Here is a 23,431-nt window from a genome sequence, read left to right as displayed (position 1 = left end):
TTAAACGGGCATACGTTAACGTGAACGCCGCGCATTATACGCGCCAACGCAAATAATCGTTAACACAGAGTGTAAAAACCCGATTAGTCTGTAACGATATGAGGAAGAATTGCGCAATTATAGCGGGCTGGTGAGAAACCAGCCCGGAAGATGACACTGATTTACTTTTTATCTGCAGCGATACGTTCACGCATATGCTGAGCGCGATCGTCAGATGCTGGGTGAGAATCCATCAGTGATTTGGCATGGCCTGCGTCCATCGTGGCAAACTTATCAAACGCAGTCACTAAGCCCTGGCGGTCAATACCGCGTTTTTTCAGCAAGTCATAGGAAAAGTCATCCGCATCTGATTCCTGACTACGGGAGAACGCTGAATTAATCACGCCTTCTGCCAAATCGCCCAACTGAGACTGGGAAAGCTGAGAAGCGACGCCGCTGGTCGCAGAAATAGCATCACGCGCAGCCAGAGTGGCATACGCGGTCTGCATTGCTTTACGCGAGTGCCCTAAAGAAACATGGCCCAGCTCATGACCCAGCACGCCTTCTATTTCATTGTCAGTCATCAGGTCCATCAAGCCCGAATAAACACGTACGCATCCATTCGCCATTGCCCAGGCATTGATATCACTGGTCATATAAACTTTATAGTTAACTGGCGTTCCATCAATGTTATTACCCAACGCTTTCGCAATTTTATTCAGGCGCTTAGTGTACTTGCTTTTCGCGCCCGCCAGCTGATTTTCGCTATCCATCTGCTTACATGAACTGTTAGAGAGGGCTTTGACATCAGCATCAGAAAGTGTCGCTGCTTTATAAGCAGCCATACCGGAACTGGCAACAAGGTCGCCATTCACACCATTTTTACAACCAGCCAGCAACGTGGCGGAAACTGCTAACGCCAAAAAGAGTGATTTATGCTTCATGCTAATCTTCCGTTGATATTTATAGTAAAAACAAATAAATAAGTTAAATCATCAACAAATTAGCATTAGTTGAAAGCATAAAAACAGTGCGGTTACGGACCTCGGAACGCCAGTCCGGGAGGATCGGCGTTCCGGGAGAATCAGGCAGATGTACTAATACGAGCCAACTGTTCGAAATAATCCGGGAAGGTTTTGGCGGTACATTTTGGGTCAAGAATGGTCACCGGCGTGTCAGACAACGCCACCAGCGAGAAACACATTGCCATGCGGTGATCGTTGTAGGTCGCGATGTCCGCAAATTGCAATGTCGCAGGCGGGGTGATGCGGATAAAGTCATGCCCCTCTTCCACTTCCGCGCCCACTTTGCGTAACTCCGTCGCCATCGCGAACAGACGATCGGTCTCTTTGACACGCCAGTTGTAGATGTTACGTAAAGTCGTGGTGCCTTTCGCAAACAGCGCCGCCGTTGCAATGGTCATCGCCGCGTCAGGAATATGGTTCATATCCATATCCACTGCGTTCAACTCGCCGTGAGTACAGGCAATAAAATCGTCGCCCCATGTAATGGTCGCACCCATTTTTTCCAGTACATCGGCAAAACGAATATCACCCTGCATGCTGTTGCGGCCAATCCCGGTAACTTTTACCGTACCGCCTTTAATAGCACCCGCCGCGAGGAAATAGGAAGCGGAAGAAGCATCGCCTTCAACCAGGTATGCTCCCGGTGACTGATACTGCTGCTGCCCCTTCACGACAAAGCGCTGGTAGTTTTGATTTTCAATTTCAACACCAAACGTTTTCATCAGGTTCAGTGTGATATCAATGTAGGGTTTGGATACCAGTTCACCTTTAATTGCGATCGTCGTATCCTGTGGCGCCAGCGGCGCAGTCATCAGCAGCGCAGTAAGGAACTGGCTGGAAACGCTACCGTCTACCTCAACCTGGCCTCCGGTAAAGCCACCGCGCAGACGTAAAGGTGGATAGTTTTCCTGCTCCAGATAGTCAATTTTGGCTCCGCCCTGGCGCAGCGCATCAACCAGATGGCCGATCGGGCGCTCTCTCATGCGCGGTTCACCCGTCAGCACGATGTCATTGCTACCCAGACATAGCGCTGCGGCCAGCGGGCGCATTGCGGTTCCGGCATTGCCAAGGAACAGCTCAACTGCACCTTCTGCGTGCAATGCACCACCATTGCCGATTATCTCGCAGCGGGTACGATCGGCAGAAAGGGTATAGCTAATCCCTAACGCATTCAGAGCATTGAGCATATGGCGAACATCATCGCTGTCCAGCAGATTGGTCAGGACAGTGGTGCCATTGGCTAATGCAGCCAGTAGCAAAGCGCGGTTAGAAACACTTTTGGATCCAGGCAGATTGATGGTGCCATCCACCCGCGCAATGGGTTGTAACGTCAGGGATTCCATGAAACTCGACTCTCAAAAACAGATATAAAAACCCCACAGACGGGCTGTGGGGATGAAAAGTACAGCAGATTAGCCGCGGCGGCGCTCGAAATCGACCATGAAATCGGTCAGTGCTTTTACACCTTCAAGCGGCATTGCATTGTAGATGGACGCACGCATACCGCCGACCACACGATGCCCTTTCAGCGCGTGCAGGCCCGCAGCAAAAGACTCTTCCAGGAACAGTTTATCCAGTGCGCTGTCAGCCAGTTGGAACGGGACGTTCATGCGTGAACGGTTGGATTTCGCCACATCGTTACGGTAGAAATCGCTGTTATCGATTACGCCGTAGAGCAATTCCGCTTTTTGCTGGTTAATTTTATCCATCGCATTAACACCGCCTTGCTTTTTCAGCCATTTAAAGACCAGGCCAGACAGATACCAGGCAAAGGTTGGCGGCGTATTGAACATGGAATCGTTGTCATTCAGCACGGTATAGTCGAGGATTGACGGGCAGGACACATGAGCTTTACCCAGCAAATCTTCACGGACAATGACAATCGTCAGACCGGCCGGGCCGATATTTTTCTGTGCCCCGGCATAAATTACGCCATAACGGCTAACGTCAAGCGGTGCGGAAAGAATGGTGGAGGACAGATCCGCCGTGACCACAACGTTGCTGGCAAAATTCGGCGTTTCATCGATCGCAATGCCATCGATGGTTTCGTTCGGGCAATAGTGCAGGTATGCCGCGTTATCAGAAAGCTGCCATTCACTCATCGGCTTAACAGCACGCAGGCCGTCCACGGTGACTTTGGCATCAATAACGTTTGGCGTGCAGTATTTTTTCGCTTCTTTAATTGCGCTGGCGGCCCAATAACCGGCATCGACGTAATCCGCGGTGGTTTTATCGCCCAGAATATTTAACGGGATACCCGCGAACTGCCCGCGACCACCGCCATGGCAGAACAACACTTTATAGTTGGAGGGGATGCTGAGAAGATCGCGAAAATCCTGCTCCGCTTCCTCTGCGACCTGGATGAATTCTTTGCCACGGTGGCTAATTTCCATCACTGACGTGCCAAGACCGTTCCAGTCACAAAGATCCTGTTGAGCCAGTTTAAGTACTTCTGCCGGTAACATTGCCGGACCTGAACTAAAATTGAAGACCTGAGCCATTTCCCCTCACCACGTTGTGTTGTTGTCCAATCAACATCCTGTCATTGACGATAATCCGGTGACAGACATTGGTATAAGTTATTCCTGTGGATATCGGTTTTATCATTCAGTGACACGCGCCGCAATGGGTAAAACTGGCAAGGGTAAAAATGCGTCATCCGTCACACAACAGAATCTATCGGATTGACGGGTAAAAACCGAGATTTTTGCTGTCAGGTAACCCGTTTTGCCCGACTGGCCTTCGACCATTCTGGATTTGCGCAGCGCGGACATAATTGATGATCCCCCGCGCTCATTTGCACCACTTCACTACACCGTACGCATGCATAGTCGCCTGTTTCAGGTACCACCTTAAATCGCTGCGTACAATGTTTAGGCAGAATGCTAAGACCCGGTTTTACGTCTTCATCGGCAAAGAAGTAAACGCTGATCTGCCCATTCGTCTCCAGAATAGCGAGTTTTACCTGCCCCAGTTGCTCTACGCCGTTCAAACGCAGCTCCATAAAGAATTCGAATTCCGTCATATTGGCGCGATTAAGCTTTGACCATGACAATTCACCGTCTTCAATGATGACCACTGGCTTGCCTTCCAGTAGATCTTCCAGCTTTTCGCTGTGTGACATCAGCCACATGACAAGACGATAAAGCAGCGCCAGGGTAATAAAAACCACCAGCACCGGAATCATCGGCACATCGTCATAAAACGCAACATCGCCCGCCGCAGAGCCCAGCGTAAGAATAATCAGCACTTCAAAAAGCGACATCTGCCTTACGCCACGCCGCCCTGTAAGCTTTAAAAACAGAAAAACCAATATAAAGGTATAGAGACTGCGCAGCGCAACCTCACCAAGAAACTCCATTGGCACCTTATCCAGTGCCATACGCTGTAAATCGAATGCTTTCATTTTGTGCTCTTAACATTGTTGACTGTGTGAAAGCATAGCCAATAGTTTTATTTACGCCTGGGCTCCGGCGGCGATAGCGCCGTTCATTGAAAACCCGTATCATTGCGCGCTTTCCGTACGACAAAAGTGATTTTCATGACGCAAACATTTATCCCCGGCAAAGATGCCGCTCTGGAAGACTCCATCGCTCGCTTCCAGCAAAAATTACTCGACCTTGGTTTTCAAATTGAAGAAGCTTCGTGGTTGAATCCCGTCCCTAACGTCTGGTCTGTACATATTCGCGACAAAGAATGCGCGCTGTGCTTCACCAACGGTAAAGGTGCGACAAAAAAAGCGGCGCTGGCTTCTGCGCTGGGTGAATACTTTGAGCGTCTGTCGACTAACTACTTCTTTGCAGATTTCTGGCTGGGCGAAACTATCGCCAATGGCCCGTTCGTGCATTATCCGAACGAAAAATGGTTCCCGCTGACTGAAGACGACGATGTTCCAGAAGGTTTACTGGATGCACGTCTGCGTGCGTTTTACGATCCAGATAACGAACTGGCCGGCAGCATGCTTATCGATCTACAGTCTGGTAATGAAGAGCGTGGCGTCTGTGGCCTGCCGTTTACCCGCCAGTCTGATAACCAGACCGTCTACATTCCGATGAATATTATCGGCAACCTGTATGTTTCTAACGGCATGTCTGCGGGTAACACACCTAACGAAGCTCGCGTTCAGGGCCTGTCTGAAGTCTTTGAGCGCCATGTGAAGAACCGTATTATCGCCGAAAGCATCAGCCTGCCGGAAATCCCGGCCGAGGTGATGGCGCGCTATCCGGCAGTGGTGGAGTCCATCGCCACACTGGAAGCGGAAGGTTTCCCAATTTTTGCCTACGATGGCTCGCTGGGCGGCAAGTATCCGGTGATTTGCGTTGTCCTGTTCAACCCGGCCAACGGTACCTGCTTTGCCTCCTTCGGCGCACACCCGGATTTCGGCGTTGCGCTGGAGCGTACCGTGACTGAACTGCTGCAGGGCCGTGGTCTGAAGGATCTTGATGTCTTCACCCCACCGACCTTCGACGATGAGGAAGTGGCAGAACATACCAACCTTGAAACTCACTTCATCGATTCCAGCGGTCTGATCTCCTGGGATCTGTTCAAGCAGGATGCCGACTATCCGTTCGTTGACTGGAATTTCTCCGGCACCACGGAAGAAGAGTTCGCCACCCTGATGGCCATCTTCAATGCTGAAGATAAAGAAGTGTATATCGCTGACTATGAGCACCTGGGCGTTTACGCGTGCCGCATTATTGTTCCGGGAATGTCTGACATCTATCCGGCAGAAGATCTGTGGTTAGCCAACAACGCTATGGGCACCCATCTGCGTGACACCATTCTTTCTCTGCCAGGCAGTGAGTGGGATAAAGAAGACTACCTCAATCTGATTGAACAGTTGGATGAAGAAGGTTTTGACGACTTCACCCGCGTGCGCGAGCTGCTCGGTCTGGCGACCGGTGCGGATAACGGTTGGTACACCCTGCGTATTGGCGAGCTTAAAGTGATGCTGGCGCTGGCCGGTGGCGATCTGGAGCAGGCCTTGGCGTGGACCGAATGGACGATGGAATTTAACGCCTCCGTCTTTAGCACGGAACGTGCAAACTACTATCGCTGCCTGCAAACATTGTTGCTGCTGTCTCAGGAAGAAGACCGTCAGCCGCTGCAGTATCTGAACGCATTCGTCCGCATGTACGGCGCTGAGGCGGTTGAAGCGGCAAGTGCGGCACTGAGTGGTGAAGCGCCGTTTTATGGACTTCAGCCAGTAGACAGCGATCTGCACGCATTCCCGGCACATCAGTCTCTGCTGAAAGCCTATGAGAAATTGCAACGCGCGAAAGCGGCACACTGGTCAAAATAGTGACAAACAACTTGCCTCGAGTAGGCTAAATGTATTGTCTGAGCTATATTACGGGGCGCTTAAAGCGCCCCGTTTTTTATTTTGGTCAAACCAAAAAATAAATGTAAAAACAAGGTTAAATATTAGTAGTTGATATTAAAAAAATTAGCTTATTAATGTGGTTTTTTATCTCAATTACTCCATTTTAATTAACCGCACCATAGGAGGCTGAAAGAAAAAATTCAACTCACTTTATAATTTTTAAAATTTATTTTTATATGGATAATCAACATGTTACACCGTAATCGCATAAAAACCATGCGTCTTGCGGGCCTATAAGCCAGGCGAGATATGATCTATATCAAATTCTCATCTATAATGCTTTGTTAGTATCTCGTCGCCGACTTAATAAAGAGAGAGTTAGTGTGAAAGCTGACAACCCTTTTGATCTTATTCTACCTGCTGCAATGGCCAAAGTTGCCGAAGAAGCAGGCGTCTATAAAGCAACGAAACATCCGCTTAAGACGTTCTATCTGGCAATTACTGCCGGTGTATTCATTTCAATTGCCTTTGTTTTCTATATCACCGCCACAACCGGCACTGGTACTATGCCTTTCGGCATGGCGAAATTAGTAGGTGGTATCTGCTTTTCCCTGGGGCTGATCCTTTGTGTTGTCTGCGGTGCAGACCTCTTCACTTCAACCGTACTGATCGTCGTTGCTAAAGCCAGTGGTCGTATTACCTGGGGTCAGTTAGCGAAAAACTGGCTTAACGTTTATGTCGGCAACCTGATTGGCGCCCTGATCTTTGTGTTACTCATGTGGCTTTCTGGCGAGTATATGACCGCCAACGGCGCATGGGGGCTCAACGTTCTGCAAACAGCCGACCACAAAGTGCACCATACTTTTGTTGAGGCAGTGAGCCTTGGTATCCTGGCTAACCTGATGGTGTGTCTGGCCGTATGGATGAGCTACTCGGGCCGCAGCCTGATGGACAAAGCGTTTATTATGGTATTACCGGTCGCAATGTTTGTTGCCAGCGGTTTTGAGCACAGTATCGCAAACATGTTTATGATCCCTATGGGTATTGTAATACGCGATTTCGCCACCCCGGAATTCTGGACCGCAGTTGGGTCTTCTCCGGAGAATTTTTCTCACCTGACCGTGATGAATTTCATCACCGATAACCTGATTCCGGTTACGATCGGTAACATTATCGGCGGCGGTTTGTTGGTCGGGTTGACATACTGGGTCATTTATCTGCGTGGTAACGATCATCATTAATCTGTTGATGCCCATTACACGCAGTAAATAAAAAATCCACTTAAGAAGGTAGGTGTTACATGTCCGAGCTTAATGAAAAGTTAGCCACAGCCTGGGAAGGTTTTACCAAAGGTGATTGGCAGAATGAAGTAAACGTACGTGACTTCATTCAGAAAAACTACACTCCGTATGAGGGTGACGAGTCCTTCCTGGCTGGCGCAACTGATGCGACCACTGCACTGTGGGACAGCGTGATGGAAGGCGTTAAACAGGAAAACCGCACTCACGCGCCTGTTGACTTTGACACCTCCGTTGCTTCTACCATCACTTCTCACGACGCTGGCTACATCAACAAAGCGCTCGAGAAGATTGTTGGTCTGCAGACTGAAGCTCCGCTGAAACGTGCGATCATTCCGTTTGGCGGCATCAAAATGGTTGAAGGTTCCTGCAAAGCGTACAATCGCGAACTGGACCCGATGCTGAAAAAAATCTTCACCGAATACCGCAAAACCCACAACCAGGGCGTATTCGATGTTTACACCAAAGACATTCTGAACTGCCGTAAATCCGGTGTTCTGACTGGTCTGCCAGATGCGTATGGCCGTGGCCGTATCATCGGTGACTACCGTCGCGTTGCGCTGTACGGTATCGACTACCTGATGAAAGACAAATACGCTCAGTTCGTCTCTCTGCAGTCCGATCTGGAAAACGGCGTAAACCTAGAAGCAACTATCCGTCTGCGTGAAGAAATCGCTGAACAGCACCGCGCTCTGGGTCAGATCAAAGAAATGGCTGCTAAATATGGCTGCGATATCTCTGGTCCGGCTACCAACGCTCAGGAAGCTATCCAGTGGACTTACTTCGGCTACCTGGCCGCAGTTAAATCTCAGAACGGTGCAGCAATGTCCTTCGGTCGCGTATCCACCTTCCTGGATGCTTACATCGAACGTGACCTGAAAGCAGGCAAAATCACCGAGCAAGACGCACAGGAAATGATCGACCACCTGGTCATGAAACTGCGTATGGTTCGTTTCCTGCGTACTCCTGAATATGATGAACTGTTCTCCGGTGACCCGATTTGGGCAACTGAATCAATCGGTGGTATGGGCGTTGATGGCCGTACTCTGGTTACCAAAAACAGCTTCCGCTTCCTGAACACCCTGTACACCATGGGTCCTTCTCCGGAGCCGAACATCACTGTTCTGTGGTCTGAAAAACTGCCTCTGAACTTCAAGAAATTCGCCGCTAAAGTGTCCATCGACACCTCTTCTCTGCAGTACGAGAACGATGACCTGATGCGTCCGGACTTCAACAACGACGACTACGCTATCGCTTGCTGCGTAAGCCCGATGGTTGTTGGTAAACAAATGCAGTTCTTCGGTGCGCGTGCAAACCTGGCGAAAACCATGCTGTACGCAATCAACGGTGGCGTTGATGAAAAACTGAAAATGCAGGTTGGTCCTAAATCTGAACCGATCAAAGGCGACGTTCTGAACTTCGACGAAGTTATGGACCGCATGGATCACTTCATGGATTGGCTGGCTAAACAGTACGTCACCGCGCTGAACGTTATCCACTACATGCACGACAAGTACAGCTACGAAGCCTCTCTGATGGCGCTGCACGACCGTGACGTTATCCGCACCATGGCGTGTGGTATCGCTGGTCTGTCCGTTGCTGCTGACTCCCTGTCTGCAATCAAATATGCGAAAGTTAAACCGATTCGTGACGAAGACGGTCTGGCTATCGACTTCGAAATCGAAGGCGAATACCCGCAGTTTGGTAACAACGACTCTCGCGTTGATGACATGGCGGTTGACCTGGTAGAACGTTTCATGAAGAAAATTCAGAAACTGACTACTTATCGTAACGCTATCCCGACTCAGTCTGTTCTGACCATCACCTCTAACGTGGTTTATGGTAAGAAAACTGGTAATACCCCAGATGGTCGTCGTGCTGGCGCGCCGTTCGGACCGGGAGCTAACCCAATGCACGGTCGTGACCAGAAAGGTGCTGTTGCCTCTCTGACCTCCGTTGCTAAACTGCCGTTTGCTTACGCTAAAGATGGTATTTCTTACACCTTCTCTATCGTTCCGAACGCTCTGGGTAAAGACGACGAAGTTCGTAAGACCAACCTGGCTGGTCTGATGGATGGTTACTTCCACCACGAAGCGTCCATCGAAGGTGGTCAGCACCTGAACGTGAACGTCATGAACCGCGAAATGCTGCTGGATGCGATGGAACATCCGGAAAAATATCCGCAGCTGACCATCCGCGTTTCTGGCTACGCAGTACGTTTTAACTCCCTGACTAAAGAACAGCAGCAGGACGTTATTACTCGTACCTTCACTCAGACCATGTAATTGGTTTTGACTGAAATCGTACTTTAAAAAGCGTACAATAAAGGCTCCACGTAAGTGGGGCCTTTTTAATAGCCTGCTTTGTCAGCTATCTATACTTATATACTCGATGGATTTCGAGTTGCATTGAGGCGGCAACGGAGTGAATCCCCTGGAGCGTACAGAAGTACGTGACTGGGGTGAGCGAAGGAAGCTAACAAAGATGCAGCTTGAAAGACGAAAAGTATGGATAGCAGCCAAAACAGACTCGACACAGTTAATAACTGTGCACTAACACTGGCCCCGGATGGGCCACACCTGGAGAAACACCGCAATGTCAGTTATTGGTCGCATTCACTCCTTTGAATCCTGTGGCACTGTTGATGGCCCGGGCATCCGCTTTATTACCTTCTTTCAGGGCTGCCTGATGCGCTGCCTGTATTGCCATAACCGCGACACGTGGGATACACACGGCGGTAAAGAAGTCACCGTCGACGAATTAATGAAAGAGGTGGTGACCTATCGCCACTTTATGAACGCATCCGGCGGCGGCGTGACGGCATCTGGCGGCGAAGCTATCCTGCAAGCTGAATTCGTACGTGACTGGTTCCGCGCCTGTAAAAAAGAAGGTATTCATACCTGTCTGGATACCAACGGTTTTGTTCGCCGCTACGATCCGGTGATCGATGAGCTACTGGAAGTCACCGACCTGGTCATGCTCGACCTCAAACAGATGAACGATGAAATACATCAGAATCTGGTCGGCGTATCTAACCATCGTACGCTGGAGTTTGCGCGTTACCTGTCAAACAAAGACATCAAAGTGTGGATCCGCTATGTTGTCGTACCTGGCTGGTCTGATGACGATGACTCCGCACACCGCCTCGGCGAATTTACCCGCGATATGAGTAACGTTGAAAAAATTGAGCTGCTGCCTTACCACGAGCTGGGCAAACACAAATGGGTGGCAATGGGCGAAGAATACAAACTGGATGGCGTCAAACCACCGAAGAAAGAGACCATGGAGCGCGTGAAGGGCATTCTCGAGCAATATGGACATAAAGTGATGTATTGAGTTTTAGCCACCACGAAACGGCTGCCCTGAACGGCAGCCGTTTTGCTATCTAAGCGACAACCACTCGAATTAAAGGAAAGGACGCCATGCGGTTATTCATTTCTGGCATGTTGCTGTTATCTGCCCAATACGTAAATGCCACCAGCAACTGTGATATCAACGCCATTGTGCAACATGCGTGGCCGGATGCAAAACCGACAGCGGAAGGCAAGCTACTCACACAGCATAATCAGGTTATCGAAATCACAGGTAACTCACCGCAAAGCGCAATTTGCCGTGTCTGGCCAGCCCACCCGGAACTGACCTTAGCGGCGATCCCGCTGATGGCACAACAATATAGCGATTACGATCGCATTGGCGATCTGGAGCTTCTGGTACTGGATTCCACAAGCCTCGACGTAAAACAGCGGCTACGCCTGCCCGAACGTATGAATGACGATGCCATTCAAATTACCGGTCTGGCGCTGGATACTGCGCGCTGGAAAGTTACCCCAGATCAGACCGCATTTGGGTTGCGAGTCACCCGCACCGGCAGTTCCCGTGTAAATCCTTATAGTGAAGATGCGCTATCGCTGTTTGTTATTGAAAATAATCAACTACGGGCGGTATTAAACGGAATCGTACTTGAGAATAGCACCGGTGAATGGGACGGAAACTGTGTGGGAACATTCCACGATATTAAACGTACCCTTGCCCTTGCGCCTGATTCACATAATGGGTACACCGATATTCGGGTAAACGAGAAAAACGTGGAATCAACGGCCTATACAGACGCCAACGAGCAGTGCGCATCAAAGGATAAACCGGGGAAAGCCAGTTGGGTGCTGCGTTATGATGGCAAACAGTATGCCATCCCAAAAGAACTGTCCCCGTTGTTTTGAGAAGCAAAGCAGGAGATAGCATCACTATCTCCTGCTCTTCTGCCACACTTGTCTTTAGCGTCCTCTTCTCGCCAGTAGCGGGAAAATCAATCCCAGTCCAACCAGCACAAATGGCGTCACAATATTCAGCGTGAGCTGGAATGTCCATTCAGGGGTAAAGGCTTCCATTTTCGGGAAGATCCCGGTCAGACAGGCAAATGCGGTAAAGGCAAAGCACCAGATCCCCACGGTCATCGCAAGCGAGCGGTTGCGAATAAAGACATATTCCGATTTATATTTTTGCGCCAGGCGAATAACGGCAATGAACGCCACAAACACCCATAAATAACGCAATGGCATCACGACAGAGTTAAGATTCAATAGCCATTTATACAGGTTGTTCATGTCGCCAATTCCCAGCGTTGGCAACATAATCAAAATCGCCACCAGCACCAGCGTCAGAATATAACCATTTACCGGCGTACCGGAAGCGTTGGTTTTACACAGGCTCTCGGGAATATATTTACGATCAGCATCACCCAGCAGAACTTTAAGCGGTGCATCAATAGAAAATACCAATGCCGCAATCTGTCCCAGCGTATTGGCAATCGCGTAAATAACCATCAGCCAATTACCCATACCATAATACTCACCCAATTTCTGGAAGGCGTAATATTGACCATTCGTCATCAGGTCATCTGGAATATGCCGGGAGTCAAACATCATTCCCATAGCCAGCGACCCGAGAATCGCGCATACCGCTACCATAACAGCCAGAACGAGCATGCCTTTTGGAAATTCTTTGCCCGGATTACGGGTCTGATTAACATATGGCGAAATTTTCTCCGCACCGCCCACGGCAAAGACCAGCATGGAGATCGTGGTAATGTAGGTAAAATCGATGTGTGGGATAAACGATTCCCAGGTGATATTGGTTGTCGCTATTTGCACATCCGTAATTGCAGGCGCGGTTACCGCCATCACGACATACAAAATGGACATCACAAACATCGCGATGCCAGCAACTGACCCAACAATTTTCAGTGACTTCATGCCACGGGACGCAACCCACATGAAAAAGACAAACAGCGCCAGCGTCAGCCCCTGCAACGCCACGACGGTGTACTCTTTAATCAACGAACCATCGCCCTTCAGCGCCCATCCCAGCGCAATCAGAATAGCCTGCGGTTTTTGCGCCAGATAAGGTATATGCACAACCCAATAGGTCCAGGCAGCAAGATAGGCCAACCCTGGCCCCATGGTATGTTTAATCCAGGTACTGACTCCGCCTTTACCCTCTTTAAAGGTTGAGCCAAGCTGCCCGACGATCAACGCATAAGGAATAAAATAGAGCGCGAAAATAAATATCCAGGAGGAGACAACAACCAATCCCTGATTAGCATAGTTGTTAACGACGTTACCAAAACCCCAGACGGTAATAAATGACATCAATGCAATGTTGTACCATCGCAATTGTTTTTCCTGCACACCAGCCATACGCAATCCTTTGTGGAAGCTTTTTGATTATCAATATATGAGGCGTGGGATTATGCGCGGTAAAATGAGCGAGCGGAAACGGAAGGATGTAAAACTATAACCTTCTGCACACTTTATTTTCAGGACAGACGTGTGCGATTAAATAATGCAGGTTCCCATAAAGCATACATAAACAGTATGTATGGGAACCTGTTCATATTCTGTTAAATCAGGTCAAATGTGCGCAATAGAATTGGGCGTATGGCCAGTCTTACGCAACAGCATCAGTAAATAAATAAACGATACGCTGGCGATCATGATAAACAGCAAGCTGTCTGAATAATTCTGCATCAGCATCGCAGTAAACGAAGGTCCCAGCAGGCTACCCACGGTATAGCTCAATAACAATGCCTGATTCATGGCGACCAGCTGATGATGTTCCACCTTTTCACAGGCCCAGGCCATCGCGACCGGATAGAGGGTAAAGCCTGCCGCACCCAACATAAACAACGCGGGCGCCATCGCCGCCTGATTCAGCATGGCGATACTCCCGACGATCACCACGAAGACCTGGACGCGTAAAACCAGCAGACGTCCCAGCTTATCCGCCAGACGGCCAATCGGCCATTGCCCCAGAATACCGGCACTTACCAGAACCGCCATCCAGAAACCAATGCTGGCGTTGCTCACCCCCTGATGGTTGAGATACAGCGGCATCAGGCCATACAAAGATCCCAGCACGATCCCGGAAATAATGCAGCCATTAACGCCCAGGCGCGCCTGACGCAACCTCAGCATGGAGACAATAGGCGTAGACTGCTGTTCATCGCCCTGCTGATTAGCAATGCGCGTAAAGAGCAGTGGCAAAACACCCGCCAGGATAGTACCCGTCACCCACGGCAGGACGTTCATCAATTCTGTTGATACTTTACTAACCAGCAATTGGCCTAAAAACGTTCCCACATAATAGATCATCATATAGGCGGCAAGTAACCGTCCGCGATTACGGGACGTCCCGCTGCACATCAGCGCGCTTTCCACGACCACCCAGATCATGGCGCAGCCAACACCGGCGATAAAACGCCATGTCATCCAGCTCCAGAATCCCACCATAATCCCCAACCCGACACAGCCCGCGGCAAAAATAAGCGAGGCGATGTAATAGCTGCGGTTAAAACCAAGGTGTTTTATTAAATACCCTGTCAGCAACGTCCCTACCAGATTACCGGTAAAGTAAGACGAGCTCACCACGCCTACCTGCCAGGTAGGCAGATTTTCATGGGCGAGCCAAAGCGGGACGAGCGTGTTTAACACGGCGATCGCCAGGGTCAACAGAAGTAGCCCGCACAGCAATAGCATGACGGGACGGGTATAGGTGGACATGAATAAAAACCGTGAGGAAGTTCAAATTTCATGCGCATCATGCCACTGCTAAAAACATTGTCAATCGGCGGAATCAGAGGGCTGAGGCGCTTTCTGGTCGATCGATTTGCATTACTGATTCTTAATGTGAATAGATAAAAAACACAAAAACACATCTGCTTGTTTTTATTGATCTAAAACAAAAATCTCGCGTTACGTTCAGTCGAAAAATTTCATGGACTCCCCTTACTTTTATTTCTTACTAAACTGTATTCGGGATGCTGAGCTGCATTGTCTTCAAAATAGAACAGTGAGTTCTTATTTATCTATCTAATCCAAATATCGTTCTTTTCGTAGACTTAAACTCATCAAATTTCCCCCACTGATACTGAACAGGAGAAATACCATGACTAAACCTTACGTAAGACTTGATAAAGACAATGCGGCAGTACTGCTGGTCGACCATCAGGCTGGCCTGCTCTCTCTGGTTCGGGATATCGATCCCGATAAATTTAAAAACAACGTGCTTGCGCTCGGTGACTTAGCAAAATACTTCAACCTCCCAACCATTCTGACAACCAGTTTTGAGACAGGACCAAACGGACCGCTGGTACCGGAACTGAAAGCTCAATTTCCCGATGCGCCCTACATTGCTCGCCCAGGAAACATTAACGCATGGGATAACGAAGATTTCGTGAAAGCAGTAAAAGCGACCGGCAAAAAGCAGCTGATTATCGCTGGTGTCGTGACGGAGGTTTGCGTCGCTTTCCCAGCGCTCTCGGCTATTGAAGAAGGTTTTGACGTCTTTGTTGTCACCGATGCTTCAGGCACGTTTAATGAAATTACCCGCCATTCAGCATGGGATCGGATGTCTCAAGCAGGCGCTCAATTGATGACATGGTTCGGAGTAGCATGCGAACTGCACCGCGACTGGCGCAACGATATCGAAGGTCTGGCGACGTTGTTCTCTAATCACATTCCGGATTATCGCAATCTGATGACCAGCTATGACACGTTAACTAAGCAGAAGTAAAGACTGGGGCAAAACCCTGGCCTGACATGTAGCCGGATAGCGCGCAGCTTTAAGGCCTACGGATATTGTAGGTTTGATAAAGCACGAGCCGCCATCCGGCATATTATGAATTAACTCGCCACCGCCATACCGACGGTCATATGCAGCCCGTAGAACACGCCACGACCAATCAGCTCGCCGACTAACAGCAGAATAAACGCGACGGAAAGCAACGGAACGGCAGGCTGGTAACCCTTCACTTGCGGTACTATCCAGCAGCACAGCGCTAACGCCAGTGCCACAATCCGCCACGCCATCAGCGAACCGTAATCCGGAACCAGCGCAGAGGCCTGTTGAATCGAACTGTGGATCGTCGCCAGTTCAGTCCCTTGCATTACCGACATGATAGCGCTCACGACCAGAGCAAGCACTGATATAGCCGGCAGCAGGCGCATCGCCCAACCATCCACGCCAGCAATTCTCAGTAACAGATATCCCAGCAGCGGACCGCCCATAAACATCGTCAGGAAGAAGCCCAGCGGTGTCCAGACGCTGTACCAGGTCGGTACGGTATCGATGGTGTTATACACGCGCACCATCATCCAGACAAAAACCACACCCAGCACCATGGTGACAACTAACCACAGATTGCGTAATGCGGGCGACATTTTCTTCAACATAGCCAGCAGCCAGCCGATACCGCCAACGGCAAAGAAGAGTGAGCCGCTGGCAATTTCGTTACTCAACGCAGATGACCCAACGCGATTGAGTGAGTTAAAGGCGCGCATCGGTGAGCCCAGGTGGAGCATAGAGGCAATAAAACCAATGCCCATTAATACCCAAAGCCCAAACATGCAGGTAATTACGCGTTGCTGCGATTCTGGGCGTAAGCCCCCTTTCATCAACGCCAGCGCCAGAACAATAAAACCGCCAACCACACACTGTCCAAAGACCGTGAAGATCATCAGCGGCCATTCATGCCATCCACTTCCCATCTTACACCTCCTTCGGATTAGCCAGATAACCTGTGGTATCCCCGGTCGGGCGGCTATTGGCGTTAGGTTTGATGACAATGCTCGGTTTGGTAAAGTGCGCGCCCGGCAGTGGCGCAACCGCAGCCAAAGTACCGTGTTTTTTGCGCAGTTCATCAATTGGGCCAAAATCCAGCGCACGCAGTGGACAGGACTCGACGCAAATAGGTTTCTTACCTTCAGCGACGCGCTCATGGCAGCCATCGCATTTGGTCATGTGCCCTTTGTCAGCATTATACTGTGGTGCGCCGTAAGGACAGGCCATGTGGCAATAGCGGCAGCCGATGCACACATCTTCATCGACAACGACAAAACCATCTTCACGTTTGTGCATCGCACCGCTCGGACACACCTTGGTACAGGCCGGGTCTTCACAGTGGTTACACGCAATGGAGAGGTAATAGGCAAAGACGTTCTGATGCCAGACGCCGTTGTCTTCCTGCCAGTCACCTCCCGCGTACTCATAAATGCGGCGGAAGCTGACTTCAGGGGTTAAATTTTTGAAATCTTTGCACGCCAGTTCGCAGGTTTTGCAACCGGTGCAACGGCTGGAATCAATAAAAAATCCATACTGGGTTGTCATCGGTTACTCCTTACACCTTTTCAACCTGAACAAGGTTCGTGTGTGATGGGTTCCCCTTCGCGAGAGGAGACGGACGCTGGGTCGTCAGGACGTTAATACAACCGCCCTGGTCCACGCGTTTTGCGTCCGGGTCATACCACGCCCCTTCGCCCAATGCCACCACGCCAGGCATCATACGCGGCGTTACTTTCGCCTCGATGTGCACTTCACCACGATCGTTAAAGATGCGCACCTTGTCGCCGTTGTTAATGCCGCGTCGCTGGGCATCCATCGGGTTGATCCACATTTCCTGGCGGCAGGATGCTTTCAGAACATCCACGTTGCCATAGGTCGAGTGGACGCGAGACTTATAGTGGAAGCCGGTCAACTGCAGAGGGAATTTCTCCACCAGCGGATCGTTTAAGCTCTCAAAACCTGGGGTATAAATCGGCAGTGGATCAATCACATCACCTTCCGGCAGTTCCCAGGTTGACGCGATCTCGGCAAGCTGCTGCGAATAAATTTCGATCTTACCTGACGGCGTGGTCAGCGGATTGCCGTTAGGATCCTCACGGAACGCCTTGTAGGCCACGTGATGTCCCTGTGGGTCGCGCTGTTTAAAGATCCCCTGCTTGCGGAATTCTTCAAACGTTGGCAGTTCAGGAATGGCTTTGCGCGACTGCTCGTACAGATGACGCATCCACTCTTCCTGAGTACGACCTTCTGTAAACTGCTGCTCAACACCAAGGCGTTTCGCCAGCTCGCTGGTCATCTGGTAGATAGTCTTGCATTCGAAGCGTGGTTTGATCGCCTGATCGGTGAAAATCACATACGACATATTTCCGCAGGAGGCATCCAGTGCGAAGTCCATCTGCTCCGAAGCGGTGCAGTCCGGCAGCAAAATATCCGCGTATTTCGCCGAGGAGGTCATATGACAGTCGATGACAACGATCATCTCGCACTTCTTATCATCCTGTAGGATTTCATGTGTGCGGTTGATATCAGAGTGCTGGTTAATCAGACAGTTACCGGCATAGTTCCAGATCATCTTAATCGGAACATCGAGCTTATCTTTGCCACGAACACCGTCACGCAGCGCCGTCATCTCCGGACCTCGCTCAATGGCGTCCGTCCACATAAACATAGAGATGCTGGTTTCGACTGGGTTTTCCAGCGTAGGCATACGTTCAAACGGCAAACTGTATGAGCCCTCACGCGCCCCGCTGTTGCCGCCGTTAATCCCAACGTTACCGGTAAGGATTGCCAGCATAGAAATGGCACGAGTCGCTATTTCACCGTTAGCATGGCGCTGCGGTCCCCACCCCTGACTGATAAATGCCGGTTTAGCGCTACCGATTTCACGTGCCAGTTTGACGATTCGATCAGCAGGAATACCGGTAATTTGCGCTGCCCATTCCGGGGTCTTGGCGATACCGTCTTTGCCCTGCCCAAGAATATACGCCTTATAGTGACCGTTTTTCGGTGCGTCGGCCGGTAAGGTTTTCTCGTCGTAACCCACGCAGTATTTATCAAGGAACGGTTGATCGACCATGTTTTCGGTGATCAGCACATACGCCAGACCATTAACCAGCGCCGCATCGGTACCTGGGCGGATCGGGATCCATTCATCTTCACGACCCGCGCCGGTATCCGTGTAGCGAGGATCGATAATGATCATGCGGGCATTGGATTTCTGTCGCGCCTGCTCAAGGTAATAGGTTACCCCACCCCCGCTCATACGGGTTTCACCTGGGTTATTCCCGAACAGAACCACCAGCTTGCTGTTTTCAATGTCGGACGGGCTGTTACCGTCTGCCCAGCCGCCGTAGGTGTAGTTCAACCCGGCAGCGATTTGTGCTGAAGAGTAGTCACCGTAGTGGTTCAGGTAGCCGCCACAGCAGTTCATCAGACGTGCTACCAGCGTTTTGCCTGGCGGCCAGGAGCGTGTCAGGGTGCCGCCCAGCGTACCTGTGCCGTAGTTCAGGTAGATAGACTCGTTGCCGTAGTCTTTGATAAGACGCTGCATATTGCTGGCAATGATGTCGTAGGCTTCATCCCAGCTGATACGCTCAAATTTCCCTTCGCCACGTTTACCGACACGTTTCATCGGGTATTTCAGACGGTCGGGATTATAAACGCGACGACGCATGGAGCGACCACGCAGACAGGCGCGTACCTGGTGCAAGCCGTCATAGTTGTCATCACCGGTGTTGTCGGTTTCAACATACTTTATTTCACCGTCTACCACGTGCATACGCAGAGGACAGCGGCTACCACAGTTCACCGTACACGCGCTCCAGATGACTTTCTCATTGGCCTGTGTCGGATTAAGGGCTTCTGCAGCATTTGCAATACGGTTAAATGGCAGGGTAAACGCGCTACTGGCCACCGCCAGTCCGCCTATCGCCGTCGTTTTCACCAAACCTCGGCGACTAACCTCAGCTGCCAGCATGGCATCGGGGATCTTAGTTTTCATAGTGGCTCACTCTGCTGCTCACAATAAACAAAAGAGAAATATTCGTTATATAGATTTTTATATAGCGTTAATATCGATATACAGACTGGTAGATATCGAATTTGCGAAAAGACAGAGATAAATACTGACTTTCATTCGAAGGCAGTATTACTCCTATGGAGGTAGGCGTTATTGTCCGACGTCAAACGGGCATAAAAAAAGCGCCCTGAGGCGCTTTTTTAGCAAAGAAAGGTAGCTTAGCCGATAAACTCCAGGCCATTCATGTACGGACGTAACACTTCCGGAACCTGAATACGGCCATCAGCCTGCTGATAGTTTTCCATCACCGCAACCAGCGTACGTCCAACCGCCAGACCAGAACCGTTCAGCGTATGTACTAAACGGGTCTTTTTGTCGGATTTGCTGCGGCAACGCGCCTGCATACGACGAGCCTGGAAATCCCACACGTTGGAGCAAGAGGAGATTTCGCGATAGGTGTTCTGCGCCGGGATCCACACTTCCAGATCGTACGTTTTGCATGCGCCGAAGCCCATGTCGCCTGTGCACAGAATGATCTTACGGTACGGCAGGCCCAGCAGCTGAAGAACCTTCTCGGCATGGCCGGTCATCTCTTCCAGCGCGTCCATAGAGTCTTCTGGGCGAACGATCTGCACCATTTCAACTTTATCGAACTGGTGCATACGGATCAGACCACGGGTATCACGACCGTAAGAACCTGCTTCAGAACGGAAGCACGGCGTATGCGCGGTCATTTTGATCGGCAGCGCATCTTCGTCAATGATTTCGTCGCGAACCAGGTTGGTCAGCGGAACTTCTGCCGTTGGGATCAGCGCATAGTTGCTGCTGTCAGCTTCTTCATCCAGCGGACGGGTGTGGAACAGATCGCCAGCAAATTTCGGCAGTTGCCCTGTTCCGTACAGCGTGTCATGGTTAACCAGATACGGAACGTAGTTTTCGCTGTAACCATGCTGTTCGGTATGCAGATCCAGCATGAACTGAGACAGCGCACGGTGCATGCGCGCGATCTGCCCTTTCATCACGACGAAACGAGAGCCGGTCAGCTTAACCGCAGCGGCAAAATCAAGACCCGTGTGCATTTCACCCAGGGTAACGTGATCGCGCACTTCGAAATCAAACTCACGCGGCGTACCCCAACGGCTGACTTCAACGTTGTCATTTTCATCTTTACCCACCGGAACGTCGTCCGCTGGCAGGTTAGGAATGGTCAGCGCAATGTCGCGGATCTCGGCCTGTAAGGTATCAAGTTCAGCTTTCGCGGCATCCAGCTCTTCGCCCAGTTTGTTCACTTCCAGACGTAAAGACTCGATATCTTCCCCGCGCGCTTTTGCCTGGCCGATGGATTTCGATCGAGAGTTACGCTCTGCCTGCAGGTTTTCAGTTTGTACCTGCAGAACTTTACGACGCTCTTCAAGAGCGCGCAGCTTATCTACATCCAGCTTAAAGCCCCGGCTTGCCAGTTTTTCTGCGACTGCGTCTGGCTCATTACGCAGCAGATTGGGATCGAGCATGCTTATCCTGTGCTTATCGAATTAAAATAGGAGAAAGTGACCACAGCCTGCGGTCACAGGGATACAGAGACAACATTACCGCAACGATAACACTAACGGTAGCGTTTTATAGGGCTATTTTGATCCTGTCCGGCGAGCCAGGCGAGCTTTTCGCCAATCTTGCCTTCAAGACCTCTGTTTGTGGGGTGATAATAGCGCGTTTGTGCCATTTCCTGCGGGAAGTACTCTTCTCCGGCGGCATAGGCATTTGGTTCATCATGGGCGTAACGATACTCCTGACCATAGCCCATTTCTTTCATCAGCTTAGTTGGCGCATTGCGCAGGTGGACCGGCACGTCGTAATCCGGACGTTCACGGGCATCAGCCAGCGCGGCTTTGAAGGCGGTGTAAACCGCATTACTTTTCGGCGCGCAGGCCAGATATACAATCGCCTGAGCAATCGCTCGTTCACCTTCCGCGGGTCCCACGCGGGTAAAGCAGTCCCATGCGGAAATTGCCACCTGCATGGCGCGAGGATCGGCATTGCCCACATCTTCAGAGGCAATTGCCAGACAGCGACGGGCTACATACAGCGGGTCACCGCCTGCACTAATGATGCGCGCATACCAATAAAGTGCCGCATCCGGGGCGCTGCCGCGAACCGATTTGTGTAATGCGGAGATGAGATCGTAAAAACGATCGCCTTTATTATCGAAGCGTGCGCTGCGTTCACCGGCAATTTCAGTGAGCAATTCTGGTTTCAATACGCGCTTACCGGAATCATCAACTTCGGCCATATCGGCCATCATTTCCAGCGTATTCAGCGCTCGCCGCGCGTCGCCATTCACCAGTTCGGCAATCGCCCGACGCGTCTCTGGTGGCAGTACGATATCCTGACCACCGTAACCACGGGCATTATCTGACATCGCCTGGTCCAGCACCTGTTCAATATCGTCGGTGGTTAACGATTTCAGTAAATAAACACGCGCCCGCGACAACAGTGCCGAGTTCAGTTCAAACGAGGGATTTTCAGTGGTGGCGCCAATAAACGTGATGGTACCGTCTTCAATATGCGGTAAAAACGCATCCTGTTGGCTTTTATTAAAACGGTGAACTTCGTCCACGAACAGGATCGTACGTCGACCCGCGTTACGATTCTGACGCGCCCGCTCAATCGCTTCACGAATTTCTTTTACACCAGACGTGACCGCCGAAATTCGTTCAACATCGGCGTTAGCGTAACGGGCAATAACTTCGGCTAGCGTGGTTTTCCCCGTCCCCGGCGGACCCCATAAAATCATAGAGTGCAGGTGCCCGGCCTCGATGGCGCGCGGCAAGGGTTTACCCGCAGCCAGCAGATGCTGCTGGCCGATGTACTGCGCTAAATTTTCTGGCCGCATACGTGCGGCCAGTGGCTGAAAGGTATTATCAGAAAAGTCGAGCGACAGATTGCTCACTCACACGCCTCTACTTACGTTGATCGTCAACCGTTACACCTTGCGGCGGGGTAAAGGTGAATTTCGAAGGTTCAATCGCACCATTCTGCTGAGATTTCAGCTGATAGCTGCTGCGCTGATCGTCTTGCTCAACGGCACTGAACTGATGGATCGTCCCGTCCCGCCCAACATTGATAGTAAACTGCTTCAGGTTACCGCTGCTGGTTTTTGGCGTCAGCACGAAATCGTCGCCGTTTTGCTTAATGTTGTACTGTTGCCAGTCGCTGGCCTGGTTACGCGCAATCAGCATGAACGGCGTGTTGCCCGTGGCGTCTTTCAACCAGGTCGCAGTCGCCTGCTCAACAAACGGGTTAAAGAACCACAGCGTTTTACCATCGGAAACCAGGATGCTCTCGTCAGGCTGCGTCATATGCCAGTTAAAAAGATTAGGGCGTTTAACCCATAAGTCGCCCTGACCCTCCTGCACCGCAGCGCCGCTACCGTCCGTGACCTTCTGAGTAAAGCTGGCATGGAAGCTGCTGACTTTATCCAGACGGCTTTTCAGGTCGCTGGCAGCGTCAGCCCAGACGCTGCTCACCACAAAGCTAGACAGTAATGCACAGGTGATTGCGATTCTTTTCATCGTTATTCCTCAAAATACGTCACTCCCAACGGGGAGATCCCTCTGCTATCCATTTCAGGCCAAAAATCAGCATGAGGAAAGTAGAAAATACTGAATTACTTAAC

At 50.6% G+C, this 23,431-nt stretch carries 18 protein-coding genes; 6 read left to right on the top strand and 12 right to left on the bottom strand.

Going from position 1 to position 23,431, the window contains the following annotated elements; all coding sequences use genetic code 11:
- Window positions 1-161: 161 nt before the first annotated feature.
- The 4 genes from loiP to OGX86_RS18210 all read right to left on the bottom strand — a co-directional run bounded on the left by loiP (window position 162) and on the right by OGX86_RS18210 (window position 4,410).
- Complete coding sequence (gene loiP / locus OGX86_RS18225; RefSeq protein WP_048225883.1) at window positions 162-923, bottom strand: metalloprotease LoiP; 762 nt, start codon at window positions 921-923, stop codon at window positions 162-164.
- Window positions 924-1,063: 140 nt separating this feature from the next.
- Entirely contained in the window at window positions 1,064-2,347 is a 1,284-nt protein-coding gene (aroA, locus tag OGX86_RS18220; protein WP_286640351.1) for a 3-phosphoshikimate 1-carboxyvinyltransferase, read from the bottom strand.
- A gap of 69 nt (window positions 2,348-2,416) precedes the next feature.
- Window positions 2,417-3,505 carry a 3-phosphoserine/phosphohydroxythreonine transaminase gene (gene serC / locus OGX86_RS18215; RefSeq protein ID WP_032942886.1) on the bottom strand — a complete coding sequence of 363 codons (1,089 nt, stop codon included), beginning with the start codon at window positions 3,503-3,505 and terminating at the stop codon, window positions 2,417-2,419.
- A gap of 212 nt (window positions 3,506-3,717) precedes the next feature.
- Window positions 3,718-4,410: a DUF421 domain-containing protein gene (locus OGX86_RS18210; protein ID WP_038639302.1), complete on the bottom strand. Its 693-nt coding sequence runs from the start codon at window positions 4,408-4,410 to the stop codon at window positions 3,718-3,720.
- A gap of 135 nt (window positions 4,411-4,545) precedes the next feature.
- On the opposite strand from OGX86_RS18210, the gene ycaO reads away from it, so the two are divergent.
- From ycaO to OGX86_RS18185, 5 genes are all read left to right on the top strand, one after another.
- Window positions 4,546-6,306, top strand: coding sequence for a 30S ribosomal protein S12 methylthiotransferase accessory factor YcaO (gene ycaO / locus OGX86_RS18205; RefSeq protein WP_286640350.1), 1,761 nt, complete (start codon window positions 4,546-4,548; stop codon window positions 6,304-6,306).
- Between the two features lie 404 nt (window positions 6,307-6,710).
- Complete coding sequence (focA, locus tag OGX86_RS18200; protein WP_003831909.1) at window positions 6,711-7,568, top strand: formate transporter FocA; 858 nt, start codon at window positions 6,711-6,713, stop codon at window positions 7,566-7,568.
- A 59-nt stretch (window positions 7,569-7,627) separates the two neighbouring features.
- The gene (gene pflB, locus OGX86_RS18195; RefSeq protein ID WP_003035753.1) at window positions 7,628-9,910 is read left to right on the top strand and encodes a formate C-acetyltransferase; all 2,283 of its coding nucleotides are present in this window, start codon (window positions 7,628-7,630) and stop codon (window positions 9,908-9,910) included.
- 310 nt (window positions 9,911-10,220) lie between these two features.
- Window positions 10,221-10,961, top strand: coding sequence for a pyruvate formate lyase 1-activating protein (gene pflA, locus OGX86_RS18190; RefSeq protein WP_286640349.1), 741 nt, complete (start codon window positions 10,221-10,223; stop codon window positions 10,959-10,961).
- Between the two features lie 86 nt (window positions 10,962-11,047).
- Window positions 11,048-11,842: a PA3715 family protein gene (locus tag OGX86_RS18185; RefSeq protein ID WP_248281658.1), complete on the top strand. Its 795-nt coding sequence runs from the start codon at window positions 11,048-11,050 to the stop codon at window positions 11,840-11,842.
- A 54-nt stretch (window positions 11,843-11,896) separates the two neighbouring features.
- Here the strand turns inward: OGX86_RS18185 and OGX86_RS18180 are convergent, their stop codons facing one another.
- Together OGX86_RS18180 and OGX86_RS18175 are read right to left on the bottom strand one after the other, a co-directional pair.
- On the bottom strand, window positions 11,897-13,318 hold the full coding sequence (locus OGX86_RS18180) for an amino acid permease (RefSeq protein WP_128316672.1): 1,422 nt from the start codon (window positions 13,316-13,318) through the stop codon (window positions 11,897-11,899).
- Between the two features lie 213 nt (window positions 13,319-13,531).
- Entirely contained in the window at window positions 13,532-14,680 is a 1,149-nt protein-coding gene (locus OGX86_RS18175) for an MFS transporter (protein WP_003831907.1), read from the bottom strand.
- A 385-nt stretch (window positions 14,681-15,065) separates the two neighbouring features.
- Between OGX86_RS18175 and ycaC the strand changes: the two genes are divergently transcribed.
- On the top strand, window positions 15,066-15,692 hold the full coding sequence (gene ycaC, locus OGX86_RS18170) for an isochorismate family cysteine hydrolase YcaC (RefSeq protein WP_003035746.1): 627 nt from the start codon (window positions 15,066-15,068) through the stop codon (window positions 15,690-15,692).
- A gap of 110 nt (window positions 15,693-15,802) precedes the next feature.
- Here ycaC and OGX86_RS18165 read toward each other — a convergent pair whose 3' ends face one another.
- The 6 genes from OGX86_RS18165 to lolA form a co-directional block, all read right to left on the bottom strand.
- Window positions 15,803-16,666, bottom strand: coding sequence for a dimethyl sulfoxide reductase anchor subunit family protein (locus OGX86_RS18165; RefSeq protein ID WP_003831906.1), 864 nt, complete (start codon window positions 16,664-16,666; stop codon window positions 15,803-15,805).
- A gap of 1 nt (window position 16,667) precedes the next feature.
- Window positions 16,668-17,285, bottom strand: coding sequence for a dimethylsulfoxide reductase iron-sulfur subunit DmsB (gene dmsB, locus OGX86_RS18160; RefSeq protein WP_003831905.1), 618 nt, complete (start codon window positions 17,283-17,285; stop codon window positions 16,668-16,670).
- A 10-nt stretch (window positions 17,286-17,295) separates the two neighbouring features.
- Entirely contained in the window at window positions 17,296-19,740 is a 2,445-nt protein-coding gene (gene dmsA / locus OGX86_RS18155; RefSeq protein WP_286640348.1) for a dimethylsulfoxide reductase subunit A, read from the bottom strand.
- Between the two features lie 236 nt (window positions 19,741-19,976).
- Window positions 19,977-21,269, bottom strand: a complete 1,293-nt coding sequence (gene serS / locus OGX86_RS18150; protein ID WP_003831902.1) for a serine--tRNA ligase — start codon at window positions 21,267-21,269, stop codon at window positions 19,977-19,979.
- 92 nt (window positions 21,270-21,361) lie between these two features.
- Window positions 21,362-22,705 (bottom strand): replication-associated recombination protein RarA, encoded by a 1,344-nt coding sequence (gene rarA / locus OGX86_RS18145; RefSeq protein ID WP_048214581.1) that lies wholly within the window; start codon window positions 22,703-22,705, stop codon window positions 21,362-21,364.
- A gap of 10 nt (window positions 22,706-22,715) precedes the next feature.
- On the bottom strand, window positions 22,716-23,327 hold the full coding sequence (gene lolA, locus OGX86_RS18140; protein ID WP_003831898.1) for an outer membrane lipoprotein periplasmic chaperone LolA: 612 nt from the start codon (window positions 23,325-23,327) through the stop codon (window positions 22,716-22,718).
- Between the last annotated feature and the right edge of the window lie 104 nt (window positions 23,328-23,431).

The organism is Citrobacter sp. Cpo040, assembly GCF_030332915.1.
Classification (GTDB): domain Bacteria; phylum Pseudomonadota; class Gammaproteobacteria; order Enterobacterales; family Enterobacteriaceae; genus Citrobacter; species Citrobacter portucalensis.
Note: the sequence above shows the minus strand (reverse complement) of the source record. Positions and strands in the feature narration are given on the sequence as shown.